The following is a 20709-nucleotide window of genomic DNA, read 5'->3' as shown; positions in this document are numbered from 1 at the left end:
CCTGTCAGACCTGTGGGGTGGAGCAGGTCGTTATCAACACTCGACGTGTGGTGACAATCGAGCGCGAGGGTGGCGACCGGACGATGGAAAACCACGGGCGCGGGTACGACCCGCGCCCATACGGAGACGACCAGAGGGCGCCGGACCCGCTGCCGTACGAAGGGGTGTGGCGGTTCACCGCCGCCGCAGTCGACGCCTCGGTCCCGCAGGCGCGACACGCCGTGCGGGACCTGCTGCTGCGCCAGGGCGTCCCGGTCTCGGACGACCTGGTCCACGGGCTGTTGCTGATCGTCTCCGAACTGGTCACCAACGCGGTGAAGCACGCGGCGCTGCTGTCGCCGATGCTCGCCGTGGAGGTGGCTGTCGGTGCCGAGTGGGTGCGCGTGTCGGTGGAGGACAACCATCCCTACCGCCCGACCGCCCTGGAGGCCGATCACGGTCAGACCGGCGGCCGGGGACTGCTCCTGGTCCGCGAGGTGGCCCAGGAGGCGGGCGGGGTGGTCGACGTGGAGCACACGGCGAGCGGCGGCAAGGTGATCTGGGCCGCCCTGCCGCTCAAACCGGTCCGGCTGGTGTGAGTCTCCTCACCAGCCCGCGGACGGGCCCGTCAGCTCCTTGACCGCCGGACGGGCCGCGTCCAGAACCGTCATGAACCAGGAGGAGAAGGTGTCCTTCGCGTGCCGCTCCGCCAGCTCGGCGGGGGTCACGAAGGCGGTCTGCGCCACCTCCTGGGGGTCCGGCCCGAGCGGGGCCTGCACCATGCCGACGAACAGGTGGTTGTACTCCTGCTCGACCAGGCCCGAGGCCGGGTCGGGGTGGTTGTAGCGGACCGTGCCCGCCTCGGCCAGCAGCGACGGCGAGACGCCGAGCTCCTCGTACGTCCGCCGGGCCGCCGCCGCGAAGGGCGCCTCACCCGGGTAGGGGTGGCCGCAGCAGGTGTTGGACCACACACCGGGGGAGTGGTACTTGCCCAGGGCCCGCTGCTGGAGCAGCAGCCGTCCGCGCTCGTCGAAGAGGAACACCGAGAACGCGCGGTGCAGCTGTCCCGGCGGCTGATGCGCCGCGAGCTTCTCCGCGGTGCCGATCGTCACACCCTTCTCGTCGACCAGTTCCAGCAAGATCTCGTCCGCGGTGCCGTTCGACGAGCTGTGCGTCGCGGTGGCAGGTGTGATCGGCATACCCATCCTTCGCCTCGGTCTTGGCACCCCAAGTCTGCCGTACGAATCCGGCACTACCGGCACTTCCCGGCACGGGCCACGCCGGAGGGGGGACCCGGTAGATGATCGTGCCCGGCAGGCGTGGCCGGGAATCGTCCACCCGGCCTCGAACACAAGGACGCGGCGTCGCTCCGGACCGCTGGGTTCCGGCCGTGACGGCCGTCAGTGAGGTGCCGTCAGTGAGGTGCCGTCACAGGCACAGCCGTGCCTCGTGCTCCGCGTGCCCGCCCGGTTCCAGCTGGAAGGTGCAGTGCTCCACGTCGAAGTGGTGGCCCAGGCAGCCCTGCAGCTCGTGCAGCATCTTCTCGTGGCCTATGGCGCTCAGCACGTCCGAGCGCACGACCACGTGCGCGGACAGCACCGGCAGACCGGAGGTGATGGTCCAGGCGTGCAGATCGTGTACGTCCTCCACACCGTCCAGCGCCAGGATGTGGGCCCGCACCTCCGCCATGTCGACGTCCTTGGGAGCGGCCTCCAGCAGCACGTCGAGGGTCTCGCGCAGCAGCTTCACCGTGCGCGGGACGATCATCAGACCGATGACCAGCGAGGCGATCGGGTCGGCCGCCTGCCAGCCCGTGGCCAGGATCACCGCCGCCGAGACGATCACCGCGAGCGAGCCCAGCGCGTCCGCGGCCACCTCCAGGAACGCGCCGCGCACGTTCAGGCTGTCCTGCTGGCCCTTCATCAGCAGCGTGAGCGAGATCATGTTCGCGACCAGGCCGATCGCACCGAACACGAGCATCAGCTGACCGTGGGTCTCGGCGGGTGTGAAGAACCGCTGGATCGCCTCGTACAGGACGTAACCGCCGACGCCGAGCAGCAGCAGGCAGTTGGCGAGGGCGGCGAGGATCTCGGCGCGCGCGAGGCCGAAGGTGCGGTTGGTGCTCGGCGGGCGGTTGGCGAAGTGGATGGCGAGCAGGGCCATGCCCAGGCCCAGCGCGTCCGTGGCCATGTGCGCCGCGTCCGCGATGAGCGCGAGCGAATCGGCGAGCACACCACCGGCGATCTCGATCACCATGACGGCGAGCGTGATCGACAGAGCGACGCGCAGCCTGCCGCGGTAGGCCGCGGCCGCCGTGCCGGTGGGCGGCGCGTGCGTGTGCCCGTGCCCGTGGTCGTGACCGGCCCCCATGGAATCCACCCTCCTGTGTGTCGCCCGGGATCACAGTGAACTACGGGTGGGGGGTATCGGGCAACGCGGCACTGAACACCGTTGTCATGTGCCCTGACCTGCGGAAACGAACCGCAGGTCAGGGCATTGCCGGTTCACTTGCCGTGGTGCAGCTGCCAGCCCTGCCAGGCCGAGTCCACCATCTCGCGCACCCCGCGCCTCGCCCGCCAGCCCAGTTCCTCGGCGGCACGCGCGGCCGAGGCGACCGCGCGCGGCGCGTCCCCGGGGCGGCGGCCCTCGACGACGGGCGTTCGCCCCTCGCCGGTGACCTCGCCGATGACCGTGATCAGTTCGCGGACCGAAACGCCCTCGCCACGGCCGATGTTCACCGTCAGATCACCGGTCGCGCCGCCCCCGGTGAGCCGGCGGGCCGCCGCGAGATGGGCCTCGGCGAGGTCGGCGACATGGATGTAGTCGCGGATGCAGGTGCCGTCCGGCGTCGGATAGTCGTCACCGAAGATCCGCGGGGCCTCGCTGCGGGTGAGCCGGTCGAAGACCATCGGCACGATGTTGAACACGCCCGTGTCGGACAGCAGCGGCGCGCCCGCGCCCGCCACGTTGAAGTAGCGCAGACAGACGGTCGACATGCCGTGCGCCTGCCCCGCCGCCCGCACCAGCCATTCGCCGGCCAGTTTGGTCTCGCCGTACGGGTTCACCGGGGCACACGGGGTGTCCTCCGTGATGAGGTCCACATCCGGGTTCCCGTACACGGCCGCCGACGAGGAGAAGAGGAACCGCTCGATCCCGGCCCCGGCGGCCGCCTCCAGCAGCGTGGCGAGGCCGCCGACGTTCTCCCGGTAGTAGCGGGTGGGCTGCGCCACCGACTCGGCGACCTGCTTGCGCGCCGCGAGATGCACCACACCCGTCACCCCGTGCTCGACGAAGACCCGCTTGAGCAGGTCCGCGTCCATCGTGGAGCCTGTGACGAGCGGGATCTCGTCCGGGAGCCGCTCGGGCACCCCGGCCGACAGATCGTCCAGGGCCACGACACGCTCCCCGGCCTCGGTCATGGCCCGCGCCACATGCGCCCCGATGTATCCGGCCCCGCCGGTGATCAGCCAAGTCATGGTCATCCACCCTATGCCGAGGCCGCACGGGCGATGCGCGATGTCCCGGATGCCCGGAACGGGCCCGGGCGCGCCGGGCACGGTTTGTGGGGCGGGCCCCCGATCCCCGATGATGATCGCGGCAAAGGCCGGTGGAGCCCGCGTCGACCGGCCCGTGAACGGGCGGTGAACACGGGCTTCCGGTCATCGGATAGCCTCTGCCGACATGCCGCGCCCGGGTGTCACGGACAAGCGGCCCGTCCAACACGCAGACGACCGGCGCGAACGCGTCGGCACCCAGGGAGTGAGTTCGGTTGTCGACCGCCATCGTCACCGGTCAGCCGGTCCCCGGATCGTCGCTAGAAGGCGATCTGCGGTCCCTCGGCTTCGACGTGCGGGTGGCCGTCGACGCCTCGGACACCGAGGCGCTCCTCGCCGCCGTCCCGGCCGACCGGCGGGTGGCCGTCGTCGACGCCCGCTTCGTGGGCCATCCGCACGCACTGCGCCTCGGCCTCACCGACCCCCGCTTCCCGCTCGCCGCGATCCCGGGCGCCGTCACCGCCCAGCCGGCCGGCCGCCAGGCCCTGACCCGTGCGGTCGCGCGGGAGACCTCGGCGGGCGGCACGGGCGCGCTCGCCGTGGACAGCGTCACCGACGGCATCGTCACCGCCCTCGACACCGACGGCGCGGACGTGCACCGCCCCGAGCTCGGCAGCCTGGTCGCCGCCGTCCCCACCGACCCGCAGGCCCGCAACGAGGCACGCCAGGCCGTGGACGCCGTCGACGACGAGGCCGTACGCCTGAAGTCGGCCGTGAAGTCCCGCGACGGCTTCTTCACCACGTTCTTCATCAGCCCGTACTCGCGCTACATCGCCCGCTGGTGCGCCCGCCGGGGTCTCACCCCCAACCAGGTCACCACCGCCTCGCTGCTCACCGCCCTGATCGCGGCGGGCTGCGCGGCCACCGGCACCCGTGTGGGATTCGTCGCCGCGGGCATCCTGCTGATCTGCTCGTTCGTCCTGGACTGCACCGACGGTCAGCTCGCCCGCTACTCGCTCCAGTACTCGACGCTCGGCGCCTGGCTGGACGCCACCTTCGACCGCGCCAAGGAATACGCCTACTACGCGGGCCTCGCGCTCGGCGCGGCCCGCGCCGGGGACGACGTCTGGGCCCTCGCCCTGGGCGCCATGATCCTGCAGACCTGCCGGCACGTCGTGGACTTCTCCTTCAACGAGGCCAACCACGACGCCACCGCCAACACCAGCCCCACCGCCGCCCTCTCCGACAAGCTCGACAGCGTCGGCTGGACGGTCTGGGTGCGCCGGATGATAGTCCTGCCCATCGGCGAACGATGGGCGATGATAGCCATCCTCACGGCGGCCACGACCCCGCGGATCACCCTCTACGCGCTGCTGATCGGCTGCGCCCTCGCGGCGACGTACACCACGGCGGGGCGGGTACTGCGGTCGCTGACCCGCAAGGCGCGGCGGACGGACCGGGCGGCGCGGGCACTGGCGGACCTGGCCGACTCGGGCGCCCTCGCCGACGGCCTCGTACGTCTCTTCAAGAAGGGGCTGCCCGGCAAGAAGGGGCTGCCCGGCCTCGCCGTCCCCGCCGTCGCCCTCCTGGGCGCGGCCGCCGTCGTGGCCGCCTCCGCACTGACCGACTTCGGCGGACCGCTGCCCGTGATCGCGGCCGCCGTCTACGCCCTGACCTCCGCCCTCGCCGTCGCCCGCCCGCTCAAGGGCGCCCTCGACTGGCTGGTCCCGCCGTTCTTCCGGGCCGCCGAGTACGGCACCGTGCTCGCCCTCGCGGCCGAAGCGGAGGTGAACGGAGCCCTTCCCGCGGCTTTCGGCCTGGTGGCCGCCGTCGCCTACCATCACTACGACACGGTGTACCGCATCCGCGGCAACGCCGGAGCGCCGCCGGCCTGGCTGGTGCGCGCCATCGGGGGGCAGGAGGGCCGGACGCTGCTCGTCACCGTGCTGGCAGCGCTGCTCACCGCCGCGCAGTTCAAGGTCGCGCTCACGGCCCTGGCCGTGGCCGTCGCCCTCGTGGTGCTCGTCGAGAGCATCCGTTTCTGGGTGTCCGCAGGGGCACCCGCCGTACACGACGAAGGAGAAACCGCATGATCGGCCTCGTGCTGGCGGCGGGCGCCGGACGGCGTCTTCGCCCCTACACCGACAGCCTTCCGAAGGCATTGGTGCCGGTGGGCCCCGCGGGCATAGAGGACAGCATCACCGTGCTCGACCTCACGCTCGGCAACTTCGCCGAGGTCGGTCTGACCGAGGTCGCGATCATCGTCGGCTACCGCAAGGAGGCCGTGTACGAGCGCAAGGCGGCTCTTGAGGCGAAGTACGGACTCAAGCTGACCCTCATCGACAACGACAAGGCCGAGGAGTGGAACAACGCCTACTCCCTGTGGTGCGGGCGTGACGCCCTCAAGGACGGTGTGATCCTCGCCAACGGCGACACCGTGCACCCGGTCTCCGTCGAGAAGACCCTGCTCGCCGCCCGCGGCGAGGGCAAGAAGATCATCCTCGCCCTGGACACGGTGAAGAGCCTGGCCGACGAGGAGATGAAGGTCGTCGTCGACCCCGACAAGGGCATGACGAGGATCACCAAGCTGATGGACCCCGCCGAGGCTTCCGGCGAGTACATCGGCGTCACCCTGATCGAGGGCGACGCGGCCCCCGAACTGGCCGACGCGCTCAAGGCCGTGTGGGAGACCGACCCGCAGCAGTTCTACGAGCACGGCTACCAGGAGCTCGTGAACCGCGGCTTCCGGATCGACACGGCGCCCATCGGCGAGGTCCAGTGGGTCGAGATCGACAACCACGACGACCTCGCCAGGGGACGGGAGATCGCGTGCCAGTACTGACGAGGCTCATCCCCTCGCCGCTCGTCGTGGACATCCGCCCAGGCGCCCTCGACGACCTGGCCGGTGTGCTCGCCGACGAGCGCATCTCGCACTCCGGCCGGCTCGCCGTCGCCGTCAGCGGCGGCTCCGGCGCCCGGCTGCGCGAGCGCATCGCGTCCACGCTGCCCGGCGCCAGCTGGTACGAGGTGGGCGGCGGCACCCTCGACGACGCCGTGCGGCTGGCCGGCGACATCAAGGCCGGCCACTACGACGCGGTCGTCGGCCTCGGCGGCGGCAAGATCATCGACTGCGCCAAGTTCGCCGCGGCCCGGGTCGGCCTGCCCCTGGTCGCCGTGCCGACGAACCTCGCGCACGACGGTCTGTGCTCGCCGGTCGCCACCCTCGACAACGACGCGGGGCGCGGCTCCTACGGCGTGCCGAACCCGATCGCGGTCGTCATCGACCTGGATGTGATCCGCGAGGCACCGGCACGCTTCGTACGGGCCGGTATCGGCGACGCGATCTCCAACATCAACTCGATCGCGGACTGGGAGCTGTCCAACCGGGTCAACGGCGAGAAGATCGACGGCCTCGCCGCCGCCATGGCCCGCCAGGCCGGCGAGGCGGTGCTGCGGCACCCCGGCGGCATCGGGGACAACGACTTCCTCCAGGTGCTCGCCGAGGCGCTGGTCCTCACCGGCATCGCGATGTCGATCTCGGGCGACTCCCGGCCCGCCTCGGGCTCCTGCCACGAGATCAACCACGCCTTCGACCTGCTCTACCCCCGGCGCGCCGCCAGCCACGGCGAGCAGTGCGGGCTCGGCGCGGCCTTCGCGATGTATCTGCGCGGGGCCCACGAGGAGTCGGTGCACACGGCCCAGGTGCTGCGCCGGCACGGGCTTCCGGTGCTGCCGGAGGAGATCGGCTTCACCGTGGACGAGTTCGTCCGGGCCGTGGAGTTCGCTCCGGAGACCCGGCCCGGCCGCTACACGATCCTCGAACACCTCGACCTCAAGACCCACCAGATCAAGGACTTCTACGCCGACTATGTCAAGGCCATCGGTAGCTGAACTCCGCACGGTCGTCCATCCCCCGGGGGTGAAGGACCGGCGCAGCGGTGAGCACTGGATGGGGCGCCTCTACATGCGCGAGGTGTCCCTGCGGGTCGACCGCTACCTGGTGAACACCCGGGTCACGCCCAACCAGCTCACGTACCTGATGACCGTCTGCGGTGTGCTCGCGGCCCCGGCCCTGCTGGTGCCGGGGATCGCGGGCGCCGTGCTCGGCGTGGTCATGGTCCAGCTGTATCTGCTGCTGGACTGCGTCGACGGCGAGATCGCGCGCTGGAAGAAGCAGTACTCGCTCGGCGGGGTCTATCTGGACCGGGTCGGCGCCTATCTGACCGACGCGGCGGTCCTGGTCGGCCTCGGCCTGCGCGCCGCCGACCTGTGGGGCTCCGGGCGGATCGACTGGCTGTGGGCCTTCCTCGGCACCCTGGCCGCCCTTGGCGCGATCCTGGTCAAGGCGGAGACCGACCTGGTCGGTGTCGCCCGGCACCAGGGCGGCCTGCCGCCGGTCAAGGAGGCCGCGTCCGAGCCCCGCTCCTCCGGCATGGCGCTGGCCCGCCGTGCCGCCGCGGCGCTCAAGTTCCACCGGCTGATCCTCGGGATCGAGGCGTCCTTGCTGATCCTGGTCCTGGCGATCGCGGACCAGATCAGGGGCGACCTGTTCTTCACCCGGCTCGGCACCGCCGTACTCGCCGGGATCGCACTGGTGCAGACCGTGCTGCACCTGGTGTCCGTCCTGGCGTCGAGCAGGCTGCGGTGAGTGCGATGACGTCTTCACTGAAGGTCGGCGCGGTCGTCATCACCATGGGCAACCGCCCCGACGAACTGCGCGCCCTGCTCGACTCCGTCGCCAAGCAGGACGGCGACGCGGTCGAGGTGGTCGTCGTCGGCAACGGCTCGCCGGTGCCGGACGTCCCCGAGGGCGTCCGGACGCTGGAGCTGCCCGAGAACCTGGGCATCCCGGGCGGCCGCAACGTCGGCACGGAGGCCTTCGGGCCGGGCGGCCGGGACGTCGACATATTGCTCTTCCTCGACGACGACGGTCTCCTCGCCCAGCACGACACCGCCGAGCTGTGCCGGCAGGCCTTCGCCGCCGACCCCGAACTCGGCATCATCAGCTTCCGCATCGCCGACCCGGACACCGGCGTCACCCAGCGCCGTCACGTCCCGCGGCTGCGGGCCTCCGACCCGATGCGCTCCTCCCGGGTCACCACCTTCCTCGGCGGCGCCAACGCCGTCCGCACCCGGGTCTTCGCCGAAGTCGGCGGGCTGCCGGACGAGTTCTTCTACGCCCACGAGGAGACCGACCTCGCCTGGCGGGCCCTGGACGCGGGCTGGATGATCGACTACCGGTCCGACATGGTGCTGTACCACCCCACGACCGCGCCGTCCCGGCACGCGGTCTACCACCGCATGGTCGCCCGCAACCGCGTCTGGCTGGCCCGCCGCAACCTGCCCGCCCCGCTGGTCCCGGTCTATCTCGGGGTGTGGCTGCTGCTCACGCTGCTGCGCCGGCCCTCGCGCCCGGCGCTCAGGGCCTGGTTCGGCGGGTTCAAGGAGGGCTGGGCCACACCGTGCGGTCCCCGCCGGCCCATGAAGTGGCGTACGGTGTGGCGGCTGACCCGACTGGGCCGGCCTCCGGTCATCTGACAAGCTCGACCTGGGGCGCCACGCATCGCGCGGCGAAGCGCGGACGGCCTCGAAGACGAACTCGAAGACGAAAGTTTCCACCCGTGAGTGAGACAACGCATGACGCCGGGGTCACGGTGAACGCGGCTCCGTCGCCCGACGAGGGACTGCCGGCCGCCCAGCTCGCCGCCAAGTACGGGCTCGCCGTGAGCGGTGCCCGCCCCTCGCTCGTCGAGTACGTCCGACAGCTGTGGAGCCGACGGCACTTCATCATCGCCTTCTCGCAGGCGAAGCTGACCGCCCAGTACAGCCAGGCCAAGCTCGGGCAGCTCTGGCAGGTGGCCACCCCGCTGCTGAACGCCGCGGTGTACTACTTCATCTTCGGGCTCATCCTCAAGGCGGACCGGGGCATGTCGCACGACGTGTACATCCCGTTCCTGGTGACCGGTGTGTTCGTCTTCACCTTCACGCAGAGCTCGGTGATGGCCGGCGTGCGGGCGATCTCCGGCAACCTCGGCCTGGTCCGCGCCCTGCACTTCCCGCGTGCCTCGCTGCCCGTCTCCTTCGCGCTGCAGCAGCTCCAGCAGCTGCTGTTCTCGATGCTGGTGCTGTTCGTCGTCGCGGTCGGCTTCGGCAGCTACCCGGATCTGTCCTGGCTGCTGATCGTCCCGATCCTGGCCCTGCAGTTCCTCTTCAACACCGGTCTTGCGCTGATCATGGCCCGGGCGGGTTCGAAGACCCCGGACCTCGCCCAGCTGATGCCGTTCGTGATGCGTACCTGGATGTACGCGTCGGGCGTGATGTTCTCCATCCCGATCATGCTGGCCGACAAGCCGCAGTGGGTGGCCACGGTCCTGCAGTGGAACCCGGCCGCCATCTTCATGGACCTGATGCGCTTCGCGCTCATCGACGGCTACGGCTCCGAGAACCTTCCCGAGCACGTCTGGGTGGCCGCGGGCGGCTGGGCCGCGCTGCTCGCCGTCGGCGGCTTCGTGTACTTCTGGAAGGCGGAGGAGAGGTACGGCCGTGGCTGAGCAGGACCAGCGGGAACTCATCCCCACCGTCATCGCGGACGAACTGCACATCGTCTACCGGGTCAACGGCGCCAAGACCGGCAAGGGCAGCGCCACCGCCGCGCTCAGCCGCATCCTCAAGCGCGGCGAGGACCGGGGCGTGCGCAAGGTGCACGCCGTGCGGGGCGTGTCCTTCGTCGCCTACCGCGGCGAGGCCATCGGTCTGATCGGCTCCAACGGCTCCGGCAAGTCCACGCTGCTGCGGGCCATCGCCGGTCTGCTCCCCGCCGAGAAGGGCAAGGTCTACACCGACGGCCAGCCGTCCCTGCTCGGTGTCAACGCGGCCCTGATGAACGACCTCACCGGGGAGCGGAACGTCATATTGGGCGGGCTCGCCATGGGCATGTCCCGTGAGGAGATCAAGGAGCGTTACCAGGACATCGTCGACTTCTCCGGGATCAACGAGAAGGGCGACTTCATCACCCTGCCGATGCGCACCTACTCCTCCGGCATGGCGGCCCGTCTCCGCTTCTCCATCGCCGCCGCCAAGGACCATGACGTCCTGATGATCGACGAGGCCCTGGCCACCGGCGACCGCAAGTTCCAAAAGCGCTCCGAGGAACGCATCCGGGAACTGCGCAAGGAAGCCGGCACGGTGTTTCTGGTCAGTCACAACAACAAGTCCATCCGCGACACCTGCAACCGCGTCCTGTGGCTGGAACGCGGCGAGTTGCGCATGGACGGACCGACCGAAGAGGTGCTCAAGGAGTACGAGAAGTTCACGGGCAAGTAGCCCGGCCGCGCCCAGGGCCCTGCCGGAACCTTTCCGGCGGGGCCCTGCGTCTGCAAAGGAAACGTCAACTCCGGCTTCTCTTAGGAATCTTGACGCCAATCGGTGTGTTGTTGTGATGTGCAGGACACCCCGACGGTCCCAGCTGCGTTGTACAACGTAAGCTGTACCGGTCCCCGAAAGCGGCAAGTGGGGCGATAATACGCGACACCCACCGTCAGGGGCGCTCCACCGACGGCGAGGCGGCGTGTCCGAAATAGTGTGTATTGGGTCGGCAGTGTAGAACGGGAGATGTGACGGCAATGGCTACGGAAACTCCCCAGCTCAACGCAGCATGTGCCGTCCACGCCCCGGGCAGCGTGCGGTGACGGCGACCGGCACGCCGCGCACCCTGGATCCCGAGCGCGGCACCCTCGACAAGGCCGCGGACGAGAACTTCCCGGTGGCCCCGTTCTTCCTGCCCCGGGCCTGGCGCGACGACCTCATGGCGGTGTACGGCTTCGCGCGTCTCGTCGACGACATCGGCGACGGCGACCTGGCACCCGGCGGCGCCGACGCCCGTCTGCTCGGCGTGTCGCCCGCACAGGCCGAGGACCGCCTGCTGCTCCTCGACGCCTTCGAGGCCGATCTGCACCGCGTGTTCGACTCCACCCCGCACCACCCCCTGCTGCGCCGCCTCCAGTCCACGGTCCGCCGGCGCTCCCTCAGCCCCGGGCCCTTCCTCGGCCTGATCGCGGCCAACCGCCAGGACCAGCTCGTCAAGCGGTACGAGACCTACGACGACCTCCTCGCCTACTGCGAGCTGTCCGCCAACCCCGTCGGCCGCCTCGTCCTCGCCGTCACCGGAACCTCGACCCCCGAGCGGATCCGCCTCTCCGACTCGATCTGCACGGCCCTCCAGATCGTCGAACACCTTCAGGACGTCGCCGAGGACCTCGGCCGCGACCGGATCTATCTGCCCGCCGAGGACATGAAACGCTTTCAGGTCCAGGAGGCGGATCTCGCCACGACAACCGCGGGCGCATCGGTGCGCGCACTGGTTGCGTACGAATCAGAACGCGCCCGCGGTCTCCTGAATGAAGGCGCCCCCCTGGTGGGTAGCGTCCACGGCAGGTTGAGGCTGCTGCTCGCGGGGTTCGTGGCGGGGGGAAGGGCGGCGATCCGCGCGATCGCCGCCGCTGAATACGACGTACTTCCCGGCCCGCCCAAGCCCGGCAAGGTCCAGCTGCTGCGCGAGGTGGGCGTGTCTCTGCGAGGAGAGGGGTGATCCGGACCGTGGAGTCTTCGTCACACGTGTCCTCACCGGTACTCGCCGCCTACAGCTACTGCGAGGCCGTCACCGGGCAGCAGGCCCGTAATTTCGCGTACGGCATCAGACTGCTGCCGACGCCCAAGCGCCGCGCGATGTCGGCGCTGTACGCCTTCTCCCGGCGCGTCGACGACATCGGCGACGGCGCGCTGGCGGACGAGGTCAAGGTCGCGCGCCTGGAGGACACCCGGGCCCTGCTCGCCCGGATCCGCGAGGGCGCGGTCGGCGAGGACGACACCGACCCGGTCGCCGTCGCCCTCACGCACGCCGCCCGGGCCTTCCCGGTCCCGCTGGGCGGCCTGGACGAACTCATCGACGGCGTCCTCATGGACGTACGCGGCGAGCACTATGAGACCTGGGACGACCTGAAGGTCTACTGCCGTTGTGTGGCCGGCGCCATCGGGCGGCTCTCCCTCGGCGTGTTCGGCACGGAAGAGGGGGCGCGCGGTGTCGAGCGGGCGCCCGAGTACGCCGACACCCTCGGTCTCGCGCTGCAGCTCACCAACATTCTCAGAGACGTCCGCGAGGACGCCGAGGGCGGCCGTACCTATCTGCCCGCCGACGACCTCGCGAAGTTCGGCTGCTCGGCCGGGTTCAACGGGCCGACACCACCGGAGGGCTCCGACTTCGCCGGCCTCGTGCACTTCGAAGTGCGACGTGCCCGTGCCCTTTTCGCCGAGGGCTACCGGCTGCTCCCCATGCTCGACCGGCGCAGCGGTGCCTGCGTCGCCGCCATGGCCGGCATCTACCGCCGTCTGCTCGACCGCATCGAGCGCGACCCGGAGGCCGTGCTGCGCGGCCGGGTCTCGCTGCCCGGACGCGAGAAGGCCTATGTCGCCGTGCGCGGCCTGTCCGGACTCGACACCCGTCGGCACGCGTCCCGGCGGACCGTCAGGAGGCGCGCCTGATGGACAATACGGTCCAAGGTGACTCCACCGGAGAAAAGCGGCACGCAACCCTCCGGTGCGGTGCGGCGTCCCTGACTGCGACGGCCTGCCGTGCACTGTTCAACCACCACGGCGGGTACGCACGGGAGGACGCGCGATGAACGACGGCAGGCAGGCCGACGAGCCGCTCGCCGGCACGCCGGGGGGCACCGGGCGCAGCGCCGTCGTGGTCGGCGGCGGACTGGCCGGGATCACGGCCGCGCTCGCGCTCGCCGACGCGGGCGTCCGCGTCACCCTGCTCGAAGGCAGGCCGCGCCTGGGCGGGCTCGCCTTCTCCTTCCGGCGCGGCGAGCTGACCGTCGACAACGGCCAGCATGTGTACCTGCGCTGCTGCACCGCCTACCGCTGGTTCCTCGACCGCATCGAGGGCACGGCGCTGGCACCACTGCAGGATCGTCTCGACGTGCCCGTTCTCGACGTCGCCAGGCCCGAGGGCCGACGGCTCGGGAGGCTGCGGCGCGACGCCCTGCCCGTGCCCCTGCATCTGGGCCGGAGCCTGGCCACCTACCCGCATCTCTCGCTCGCCGAGCGGGCCAACGTGGGGCGTGCCGCGCTCGCGCTCAAGGGGCTCGACCTCGCCGATCCGACCCTGGACACGCAGGACTTCGGCAGCTGGCTGGCCGGGCACGGCCAGTCGGCGCGTGCCGTCGAGGCCCTGTGGGACCTGGTCGGGGTCGCCACCCTCAACGCGGTCGCGGGCGACGCCTCGCTAGGGCTCGCCGCGATGGTGTTCAAGACCGGTCTGCTGTCCGACCCGGGCGCGGCCGACATCGGCTGGGCGCACGTCCCGCTGGGCGAACTGCATGACCGTCTCGCCCGCAAGGCGCTCGACTCCGCGGGCGTCCGTACCGAGGTCCGTACACGCGTCACCTCCGTCTCCATCAACGAAAACGGGAGTTGGAGCGTTCAGGTTCCCGGCGAGACGCTGGAGACGGACGCCGTCGTCCTCGCCGTACCGCAGCGCGAGACCCACGAGCTGCTGCCGCCCGGCGCCCTCGACGCCCCCGAGAACCTGCTGGCGATCGGCACCGCGCCGATCCTCAACCTCCATGTCGTCTACGACCGCAAGGTGCTCGCCAAGCCGTTCTTCGCGGCCCTCGGCACCCCGGTGCAGTGGGTCTTCGACCGCACCGAGGCCTCCGGGCTGCGCACCGGCCAGTACCTCGCCCTGTCCCAGTCCGCCGTCCAGGACGAGATCGACGAGCCGGTCGCCGTGCTGCGCGAGCGCTATCTGCCCGAGCTGGAACGCCTGCTGCCCGCCACCCGCGGCGCGCGGGTGCAGGACTTCTTCGTGACCCGGGAGCGCGCCGCGACGTTCGCTCCCACCCCCGGCGTCGGGCGGCTGCGGCCCGGCGCCCGCACCAAGGCCCCCGGCCTGTACCTGGCCGGAGCGTGGACCGCCACAGGGTGGCCCGCGACCATGGAGAGTGCGGTCCGCAGTGGAGTGAGTGCGGCCGACGCCGCGCTGAGCGCCCTGGGCCGGCCCCGCCCCAGCCACCTCTTCGACTTCGAGGAGGCGGCGTGATGCTCGATCAGCACCAGGCAGGCCCCCGCACCCCCGGTACCGCAACAAGAGGAGAGACTGTGCCCACTGTGCCCCCGGCCTCGAAGGCCGCTCGCGAGACCGCGGTGGACGTGACCGCGCTCCTGGAGCGCGGTCGGACCCTGGCCACACCGGTACTGCGGGCGGCCGTCGACCGGCTGGCCCCTCCCATGGACACCGTCGCCGCCTACCACTTCGGCTGGATCGACGCCGAGGGCAACCCCGCCGACGGCGACGGCGGCAAGGCCGTACGCCCCGCCCTCGCCGTGCTCTCCGCCGAGGTCACCGGTGCCGCCCCCGAGGTCGGCATCCCCGGCGCGGTCGCCGTCGAACTGGTCCACAACTTCTCGCTCCTGCACGACGACCTGATGGACGGCGACGAACAGCGCCGCCACCGCGACACCGTCTGGAAGGTGCACGGCCCCGCCCAGGCCATCCTGGTCGGCGACGCCCTGTTCGCGCTGGCCAACGAGATCCTCCTGGAGCTCGGCACCGTCGAGGCCGGCCGCGCCACCCGCCGGCTGACCACCGCCACCCGCGCCCTGATCGACGGTCAGGCGCAGGACATCTCCTACGAGCACCGCGACCGGGTCAGCGTCGAGGAGTGCCTGGAGATGGAGGGCAACAAGACCGGCGCGCTGCTGGCCTGCGCCAGCTCCATCGGCGCGGTGCTCGGCGGCGCCGACGACCGCACCGCCGACACCCTGGAGAAGTACGGCTACCACCTCGGCCTCGCCTTCCAGGCCGTCGACGACCTGCTCGGCATCTGGGGCGACCCGGAGGCCACCGGCAAGCAGACCTGGAGCGACCTGCGCCAGCGCAAGAAGTCCCTGCCGGTCGTCGCCGCGCTCGCGGCCGGCGGACCCGCCTCCGAGCGGCTCGGCGAGATGCTGGCCGCCGACGCCAAGAGCAGCGACTTCGCGAACTTCTCCGAGGAGGAGTTCGCGGCCCGCGCCGCCCTCATCGAGGAGGCGGGCGGCCGCGAGTGGACCGCCGAAGAGGCACGCCGCCAGTACACCATCGCCATCGAAGCCCTCGACGCCGTCGACATGCCGACCCCGGTACGGGACCGGTTCGCGGCGCTCGCCGACTTCGTCGTCGTACGAAAGAGATGATCATTATCGGTCGAATAGCCCTCGCGTAGTCGCCGGCCGGTGGCGCGAGATCCGACGCGTACCGGCCGACGGCGGACCCACAGCAGCACGACTCGCACGACTGCACGAAGGGGAAGCCATGACAGCGACGACCGACGGAAGCACCGGGGCCGCCTTGCCGCCCCGGGCCGCCGCGGCCAGCGAAACCGACATCACCACACCCGTGACGGCCGGGGTACAAGAAGCCGCCGAGCACGCCGTCGGGCTCGCCACCGACTTCCTGCTCTCCCGGCAGGACGCGGAGGGCTGGTGGAAGGGCGACCTCGAGACCAACGTCACGATGGATGCCGAGGACCTGCTGCTCCGTCAGTTCCTGGGCATCCGCGACGAGGCGACGACCCACGCCGCCGCGCTCTTCATCCGCGGCGAGCAGCGCGCGGACGGCACCTGGGCCACGTTCCACGGCGGCCCCGGTGAACTCTCCACCACCATCGAAGCCTATGTCGCGCTCCGCCTGGCGGGCGACGCGCCCGAGGCGCCCCACATGGCCCGCGCCTCCGCCTGGATCCGTGAGCGGGGCGGCATCGCCTCCGCCCGGGTCTTCACCCGGATCTGGCTGGCCCTGTTCGGCTGGTGGAAGTGGGAGGACCTGCCCGAACTCCCGCCGGAGCTGATCTACTTCCCCAAGTGGATGCCGCTCAACATCTACGACTTCGGCTGCTGGGCCCGGCAGACCATCGTGCCGCTCACCATCGTCTCCGCGAAGCGCCCGGTGCGGCCCGCGCCCTTCCCGCTCGACGAACTGCACACCGACCCGGACCGTCCGAACCCGCAAAGGCCCCTCGCCCCGGCCGCGAGCTGGGACGGTGTCTTCCAGCGGCTGGACAGGGCGCTGCACCGGGCGCGCCGGGTCGTACCGCGGGGGCTGCGCCGGGCCGCGATGAACTCCGCCGCCCGCTGGATCGTCGAGCGGCAGGAGAACGACGGCTGCTGGGGCGGCATCCAGCCGCCCGCCGTGTACTCGGTGATCGCGCTGTACCTGCTCGGCTACGACCTCGAACACCCGGTGATGCGCGCCGGACTGGAGTCGCTGGACCGGTACGCCGTGTGGCGCGAGGACGGCGCCCGGATGATCGAGGCCTGCCAGTCCCCGGTGTGGGACACCTGCCTGGCGACCATCGCGCTCGCCGACGCCGGGCTTCCCGCCGATCACCCGCAGCTCGTCAAGGCCGCCGACTGGATGCTCGGCGAACAGGTCGTCCGGCCCGGTGACTGGTCAGTACGGCGGCCCGGACTCCCGCCCGGCGGCTGGGCGTTCGAGTTCCACAACGACAACTACCCCGACATCGACGACACCGCCGAGGTGATCCTCGCCCTGCGGCGGGTCCGGCACCACGACCCGGAGCGGGTGGAGAAGGCGATCACGCGCGGAGTGCGCTGGGAAGTCGGCATGCAGTCCCGCAACGGGGCATGGGGTGCCTTCGACGCCGACAACACCAGCCCGTTCCCCAACCGGCTGCCGTTCTGCGACTTCGGCGAGGTCGTCGACCCGCCCTCGGCCGACGTCACCGCGCATGTCGTCGAGATGCTCGCGGTCGAGGGCCTCTCCCACGACCCGCGCACCCGGCGCGGCATCGAGTGGCTGCTGGCCGAACAGGAGCCGAACGGCTCGTGGTTCGGCCGCTGGGGCGTCAACTACGTCTACGGCACCGGCTCCGTGGTGCCCGCGCTGACCACCGCAGGACTCCCCGCCTCGCACCCGGCGATCCGCCGGGCCGTGACCTGGCTGGAGAGCGTCCAGAACGACGACGGCGGCTGGGGCGAGGACCTGCGCTCCTACAAGCACGTCAAGGAGTGGAGCGGCCGCGGCGCCTCCACCGCCTCGCAGACCGCGTGGGCGCTGATGGCGCTGCTCGCGGCGGGGGAGAAGGACTCCAAGGCCGTCGAGCGCGGCATCCAGTGGCTGGCCGAGACCCAGCGGGAGGACGGCTCCTGGGACGAGCCGTACTTCACCGGCACCGGGTTCCCCTGGGACTTCTCCATCAACTACCACCTCTACCGGCAGGTCTTCCCGCTCACCGCCCTCGGCCGCTATGTGCACGGCGAGCCCTTCGCCGACGGCCTGCACACCGCGAAGCTCGCCGAGCAGCGCCTCGCCGAGGCCAAGGGGAGCTGATGAACGCACAGCCCGCCCCGGCCCCGCTGCTGATCGCCTGCGCGCTCGGCATCGAGCGGCTCGCTCTGCGCACCCGCGACCACGGCGGAGCCGGCGGGCCCGTCACCGTCCTGCGCACCGGCATGGGACCCGCGGCGGCGGAACGCTCCGTCAGCCGCCTGCTGGCCGACCCGGCGTTCGCCGGCGCGGCGGTCCTGGCCACCGGCTTCTGCGCGGGACTCGCCCCCGGCATGCACCCCGGCGACCTGGTCGTCGCCGAGGAGACCCGGGACCCGCGCGGAAACGTCCCGTGCGTGGGGACCGACCTGCTCGTCGAGGAACTCGCGCGCACCGCGCCCGGGCGCACCGTCCACACCGGGCCCCTCACCGGCTCCGACCATGTCGTCCGCGGTCAGGAACGCTCCGACCTGCGCGCGACCGGCGCGATCGCCGTCGACATGGAGTCGGCGTCGACGCTGCTGAGCGCCGTCCGCGCAGGCGAGCGCCCGGTTGCCGCCGTACGGGTGGTCGTGGACGCACCAGAACATGAACTCGTCCGGATCGGCACGGTGCGCGGTGGAATATCAGCTTTCCGCGTCCTTCGTTCAGTGATTCCCGCTTTCTTCGAATGGCACCGTTCTTTGCTGCTCCCCCGGAGGTGAGCCAGATGGCCATGCCGCTGCGTCAGTCCATCAAGGTCGCTACATACCTGTTCGAACAGAAACTGCGGAAGCGGGACAAGTTCGCGCTGCTGGTGGAACTGGAACCGCTGTTCGCCTGCAACCTCAAGTGCGAGGGCTGCGGCAAGATCCAGCATCCGGCGGGCATCCTCAAGCAGCGCATGCCCGTCGCCCAGGCCGTGGGGGCGGTGCTGGAGTCCGGTGCCCCGATGGTGTCCATCGCCGGCGGCGAGCCGCTGATGCACCCCCAGATCGACGAGATCGTACGGCAGTTGGTGGCCCGGAAGAAGTTCGTCTTCCTCTGCACCAACGCACTGCTGATGCGCAAGCACATGGACCGGTTCAAGCCCTCGCCCTACTTCGCCTGGGCGGTGCACATCGACGGGCTGCGGGAGCGGCACGACGCCTCGGTGGCCAAGGAGGGCACCTTCGACGAGGCGGTGGAGGCCATCAAGGAGGCCAAGCGGCGCGGCTTCCGGGTGACCACCAACTCGACCTTCTTCAACACCGACACCCCCCAGACCGTCGTCGAGGTGCTGAACTTCCTCAACGACGACCTGCAGGTCGACGAGATGATGCTCTCGCCCGCCTATGCCTACGAGAAGGCCCCCGACCAGGAGCACTTCCTCGGCGTCCAGCAGACCCGTGAGCTGTTCAAGAAGGCCTTCGCGGGCGGCAACCGCCGGCGCTGGCGGCTCAACCAGAGCCCGCTCTTCCTGGACTTCCTGGAGGGCAAGGTCGACTTTCCGTGCACCGCGTGGGCGATCCCGAGCTACTCGCTCTTCGGCTGGCAGAAGCCCTGCTATCTGATGAGCGACGGCTATGTGGCCACGTACAAGCAGCTGTTGGAGGAGACCGACTGGGACGCGTACGGCCGCGGCAAGGACCCGCGGTGCGCCAACTGCATGGCGCACTGCGGCTACGAGCCGACCGCCGTCCTGGCCACCATGGGCTCCCTGAAGGAGTCGCTGCGGGCCGCCCGCGAGACCATGACCAGCGGAAAGCAGAAGTGATCCGATGACCGCCATTCCCTTGGGCGTCCCCGAGGTACCGGCCCGGCCGATCGCCGAGCGGCGCGCGTCGCGGCAGATCCACGTCGGGCCGGTGGCGGTCGGGGGCGGGGCCCCGGTGTCGGTGCAGTCGATGACGACGACCCGTACGTCGGACATCGGCGCCACCCTTCAGCAGATCGCGGAACTGACCGCGTCCGGCTGCCAGATCGTGCGCGTCGCCTGCCCGACCCAGGACGACGCGGACGCCCTCGCGACCATCGCCCGCAAGTCGCAGATCCCGGTGATCGCGGACATCCACTTCCAGCCGAAGTACGTGTTCGCGGCCATCGAGGCGGGCTGCGCCGCCGTGCGGGTGAACCCCGGCAACATCAAGAAGTTCGACGACCAGGTGAAGGAGATCGCGCGGGCCGCCAAGGACCACGGCACGCCGGTCCGCATCGGGGTCAACGCCGGCTCGCTGGACCGGCGGCTGCTCCAGAAGTACGGCAGGGCCACCCCCGAGGCGCTGGTGGAGAGCGCCCTGTGGGAGGCGTCCCTTTTCGAGGAGCACGGCTTCAGGGACATCAAGATCTCCGTCAAGCACAACGACCCGGTGGTGATGATCGAGGCGTACCGGCAGCTGGCGGCGCAGTGCGACTACCCGCTGCACCTGGGCGTCACGGAGGCGGGCCCGGCCTTCCAGGGCACCATCAAGTCGGCGGTCGCCTTCGGCGCGCTGCTCTCGCGGGGCATCGGCGACACGATCCGGGTGTCCCTGTCTGCACCGCCCGCCGAGGAGGTCAAGGTCGGCATCCAGATCCTGGAGTCGCTGAACCTCCGGCCGCGGCGGCTGGAGATCGTGTCGTGCCCGTCCTGCGGCCGCGCCCAGGTCGACGTCTACAAGCTGGCGGACGAGGTCACGGCGGGCCTTGAGGGGATGGAAGTGCCGCTGCGCGTGGCGGTCATGGGGTGCGTGGTCAACGGCCCCGGCGAGGCGCGCGAGGCGGACCTGGGGGTGGCCTCCGGCAACGGCAAGGGCCAGATCTTCGTCAAGGGCGAGGTCATCAAGACCGTGCCCGAGTCCAAGATCGTGGAGACCCTCATCGAGGAGGCGATGAAGATCGCCGAACAGATGGAGCAGGACGGCGTCGGGTCCGGAGAGCCCGCCGTCACCGTGAGCTGAACAGCACGGACCG

The 20709-nt window shown here is 70.9% G+C and carries 20 protein-coding genes; 17 read left to right on the top strand and 3 right to left on the bottom strand.

Annotated elements, in window-relative coordinates:
• Nucleotides 1–83 precede the first annotated feature (83 nt).
• Nucleotides 84–578 carry an ATP-binding protein gene (locus AB0I54_RS26260; protein ID WP_363298623.1) on the top strand — a complete coding sequence of 165 codons (495 nt, stop codon included), beginning with the start codon at nucleotides 84–86 and terminating at the stop codon, nucleotides 576–578.
• Nucleotides 579–584: 6 nt separating this feature from the next.
• On the opposite strand, the gene idi is transcribed toward AB0I54_RS26260, so the two are convergent.
• From idi to galE, 3 genes are all read right to left on the bottom strand, one after another.
• Nucleotides 585–1178 carry an isopentenyl-diphosphate Delta-isomerase gene (gene idi / locus AB0I54_RS26255; protein ID WP_363298599.1) on the bottom strand — a complete coding sequence of 198 codons (594 nt, stop codon included), beginning with the start codon at nucleotides 1176–1178 and terminating at the stop codon, nucleotides 585–587.
• 229 nt (nucleotides 1179–1407) lie between these two features.
• The gene (locus tag AB0I54_RS26250; RefSeq protein ID WP_363298598.1) at nucleotides 1408–2349 is read right to left on the bottom strand and encodes a cation diffusion facilitator family transporter; all 942 of its coding nucleotides are present in this window, start codon (nucleotides 2347–2349) and stop codon (nucleotides 1408–1410) included.
• Nucleotides 2350–2483: 134 nt separating this feature from the next.
• Entirely contained in the window at nucleotides 2484–3455 is a 972-nt protein-coding gene (gene galE / locus AB0I54_RS26245) for a UDP-glucose 4-epimerase GalE (protein ID WP_363298597.1), read from the bottom strand.
• 293 nt (nucleotides 3456–3748) lie between these two features.
• Between galE and AB0I54_RS26240 the strand changes: the two genes are divergently transcribed.
• The 16 genes from AB0I54_RS26240 (at nucleotide 3749) to ispG (ending at nucleotide 20696) form a co-directional block, all read left to right on the top strand.
• Nucleotides 3749–5566 (top strand): DUF5941 domain-containing protein, encoded by a 1818-nt coding sequence (locus AB0I54_RS26240; RefSeq protein WP_363298596.1) that lies wholly within the window; start codon nucleotides 3749–3751, stop codon nucleotides 5564–5566.
• Nucleotides 5563–6315 carry a phosphocholine cytidylyltransferase family protein gene (locus AB0I54_RS26235; protein WP_363298595.1) on the top strand — a complete coding sequence of 251 codons (753 nt, stop codon included), beginning with the start codon at nucleotides 5563–5565 and terminating at the stop codon, nucleotides 6313–6315. Before AB0I54_RS26240 ends, AB0I54_RS26235 begins: the two co-directional genes overlap by 4 nt.
• The gene (locus AB0I54_RS26230; RefSeq protein WP_363298594.1) at nucleotides 6303–7364 is read left to right on the top strand and encodes an iron-containing alcohol dehydrogenase family protein; all 1062 of its coding nucleotides are present in this window, start codon (nucleotides 6303–6305) and stop codon (nucleotides 7362–7364) included. The genes AB0I54_RS26235 and AB0I54_RS26230 overlap by 13 nt, the downstream gene beginning before the upstream one ends.
• Complete coding sequence (locus tag AB0I54_RS26225; protein ID WP_316750273.1) at nucleotides 7342–8121, top strand: CDP-alcohol phosphatidyltransferase family protein; 780 nt, start codon at nucleotides 7342–7344, stop codon at nucleotides 8119–8121. Before AB0I54_RS26230 ends, AB0I54_RS26225 begins: the two co-directional genes overlap by 23 nt.
• A gap of 5 nt (nucleotides 8122–8126) precedes the next feature.
• Nucleotides 8127–9011 carry a glycosyltransferase gene (locus AB0I54_RS26220; RefSeq protein WP_363298593.1) on the top strand — a complete coding sequence of 295 codons (885 nt, stop codon included), beginning with the start codon at nucleotides 8127–8129 and terminating at the stop codon, nucleotides 9009–9011.
• 83 nt (nucleotides 9012–9094) lie between these two features.
• On the top strand, nucleotides 9095–10024 hold the full coding sequence (locus tag AB0I54_RS26215; protein ID WP_363298592.1) for an ABC transporter permease: 930 nt from the start codon (nucleotides 9095–9097) through the stop codon (nucleotides 10022–10024).
• A complete protein-coding gene (locus AB0I54_RS26210; RefSeq protein WP_363298591.1) occupies nucleotides 10017–10796 on the top strand; it encodes an ABC transporter ATP-binding protein in 780 nt (259 codons plus the stop codon). The genes AB0I54_RS26215 and AB0I54_RS26210 overlap by 8 nt, the downstream gene beginning before the upstream one ends.
• Nucleotides 10797–11157: 361 nt before the next feature.
• Nucleotides 11158–12060, top strand: coding sequence for a squalene synthase HpnC (gene hpnC, locus AB0I54_RS26205; protein WP_363298590.1), 903 nt, complete (start codon nucleotides 11158–11160; stop codon nucleotides 12058–12060).
• Nucleotides 12057–13010: a presqualene diphosphate synthase HpnD gene (gene hpnD / locus AB0I54_RS26200; protein WP_363298589.1), complete on the top strand. Its 954-nt coding sequence runs from the start codon at nucleotides 12057–12059 to the stop codon at nucleotides 13008–13010. Before hpnC ends, hpnD begins: the two co-directional genes overlap by 4 nt.
• Nucleotides 13010–13150, top strand: a complete 141-nt coding sequence (locus AB0I54_RS26195) for a DUF6380 family protein (protein WP_363298588.1) — start codon at nucleotides 13010–13012, stop codon at nucleotides 13148–13150. Before hpnD ends, AB0I54_RS26195 begins: the two co-directional genes overlap by 1 nt.
• Nucleotides 13147–14574 carry a hydroxysqualene dehydroxylase HpnE gene (gene hpnE / locus AB0I54_RS26190; RefSeq protein ID WP_363298587.1) on the top strand — a complete coding sequence of 476 codons (1428 nt, stop codon included), beginning with the start codon at nucleotides 13147–13149 and terminating at the stop codon, nucleotides 14572–14574. Before AB0I54_RS26195 ends, hpnE begins: the two co-directional genes overlap by 4 nt.
• Before the next feature lie 68 nt (nucleotides 14575–14642).
• Nucleotides 14643–15707 carry a polyprenyl synthetase family protein gene (locus AB0I54_RS26185; RefSeq protein WP_363298622.1) on the top strand — a complete coding sequence of 355 codons (1065 nt, stop codon included), beginning with the start codon at nucleotides 14643–14645 and terminating at the stop codon, nucleotides 15705–15707.
• A gap of 118 nt (nucleotides 15708–15825) precedes the next feature.
• Entirely contained in the window at nucleotides 15826–17862 is a 2037-nt protein-coding gene (gene shc, locus AB0I54_RS26180; protein ID WP_363298586.1) for a squalene--hopene cyclase, read from the top strand.
• Nucleotides 17862–18503 carry a 1-hydroxy-2-methyl-2-butenyl 4-diphosphate reductase gene (locus tag AB0I54_RS26175; RefSeq protein WP_363298585.1) on the top strand — a complete coding sequence of 214 codons (642 nt, stop codon included), beginning with the start codon at nucleotides 17862–17864 and terminating at the stop codon, nucleotides 18501–18503. The genes shc and AB0I54_RS26175 overlap by 1 nt, the downstream gene beginning before the upstream one ends.
• 5 nt (nucleotides 18504–18508) lie before the next feature.
• The gene (hpnH, locus tag AB0I54_RS26170; RefSeq protein ID WP_363298584.1) at nucleotides 18509–19534 is read left to right on the top strand and encodes an adenosyl-hopene transferase HpnH; all 1026 of its coding nucleotides are present in this window, start codon (nucleotides 18509–18511) and stop codon (nucleotides 19532–19534) included.
• A 4-nt stretch (nucleotides 19535–19538) separates the two neighbouring features.
• A complete protein-coding gene (gene ispG / locus AB0I54_RS26165) occupies nucleotides 19539–20696 on the top strand; it encodes a flavodoxin-dependent (E)-4-hydroxy-3-methylbut-2-enyl-diphosphate synthase (protein WP_363298583.1) in 1158 nt (385 codons plus the stop codon).
• Nucleotides 20697–20709 lie beyond the last annotated feature (13 nt).

Origin of the sequence: Streptomyces sp. NPDC050625 (genome assembly GCF_040654755.1) — a bacterium.
Classification (GTDB): Bacteria; Actinomycetota; Actinomycetes; order Streptomycetales; family Streptomycetaceae; genus Streptomyces.
This window is presented reverse-complemented; position numbering and strand designations above follow the sequence as displayed.

Excerpts from the sequence above, each read along its gene's own strand:
- shc (WP_363298586.1), top strand. The coding sequence starts at position 15,826 with ATGACAGCGACGACCGACGGAAGCACCGGGGCCGCCTTGCCGCCCCGG.
- AB0I54_RS26235 (WP_363298595.1), top strand. The coding sequence starts at position 5,563 with ATGATCGGCCTCGTGCTGGCGGCGGGCGCCGGACGGCGTCTTCGCCCC.
- idi (WP_363298599.1), bottom strand. The coding sequence starts at position 1,178 with ATGCCGATCACACCTGCCACCGCGACGCACAGCTCGTCGAACGGCACC.
- ispG (WP_363298583.1), top strand. The coding sequence starts at position 19,539 with ATGACCGCCATTCCCTTGGGCGTCCCCGAGGTACCGGCCCGGCCGATC.
- galE (WP_363298597.1), bottom strand. The coding sequence starts at position 3,455 with ATGACTTGGCTGATCACCGGCGGGGCCGGATACATCGGGGCGCATGTG.
- AB0I54_RS26260 (WP_363298623.1), top strand. The coding sequence starts at position 84 with ATGGAAAACCACGGGCGCGGGTACGACCCGCGCCCATACGGAGACGAC.
- AB0I54_RS26220 (WP_363298593.1), top strand. The coding sequence starts at position 8,127 with ATGACGTCTTCACTGAAGGTCGGCGCGGTCGTCATCACCATGGGCAAC.
- hpnE (WP_363298587.1), top strand. The coding sequence starts at position 13,147 with ATGAACGACGGCAGGCAGGCCGACGAGCCGCTCGCCGGCACGCCGGGG.
- AB0I54_RS26250 (WP_363298598.1), bottom strand. The coding sequence starts at position 2,349 with ATGGGGGCCGGTCACGACCACGGGCACGGGCACACGCACGCGCCGCCC.
- AB0I54_RS26225 (WP_316750273.1), top strand. The coding sequence starts at position 7,342 with ATGTCAAGGCCATCGGTAGCTGAACTCCGCACGGTCGTCCATCCCCCG.
- AB0I54_RS26195 (WP_363298588.1), top strand. The coding sequence starts at position 13,010 with ATGGACAATACGGTCCAAGGTGACTCCACCGGAGAAAAGCGGCACGCA.
- hpnH (WP_363298584.1), top strand. The coding sequence starts at position 18,509 with ATGGCCATGCCGCTGCGTCAGTCCATCAAGGTCGCTACATACCTGTTC.
- AB0I54_RS26175 (WP_363298585.1), top strand. The coding sequence starts at position 17,862 with ATGAACGCACAGCCCGCCCCGGCCCCGCTGCTGATCGCCTGCGCGCTC.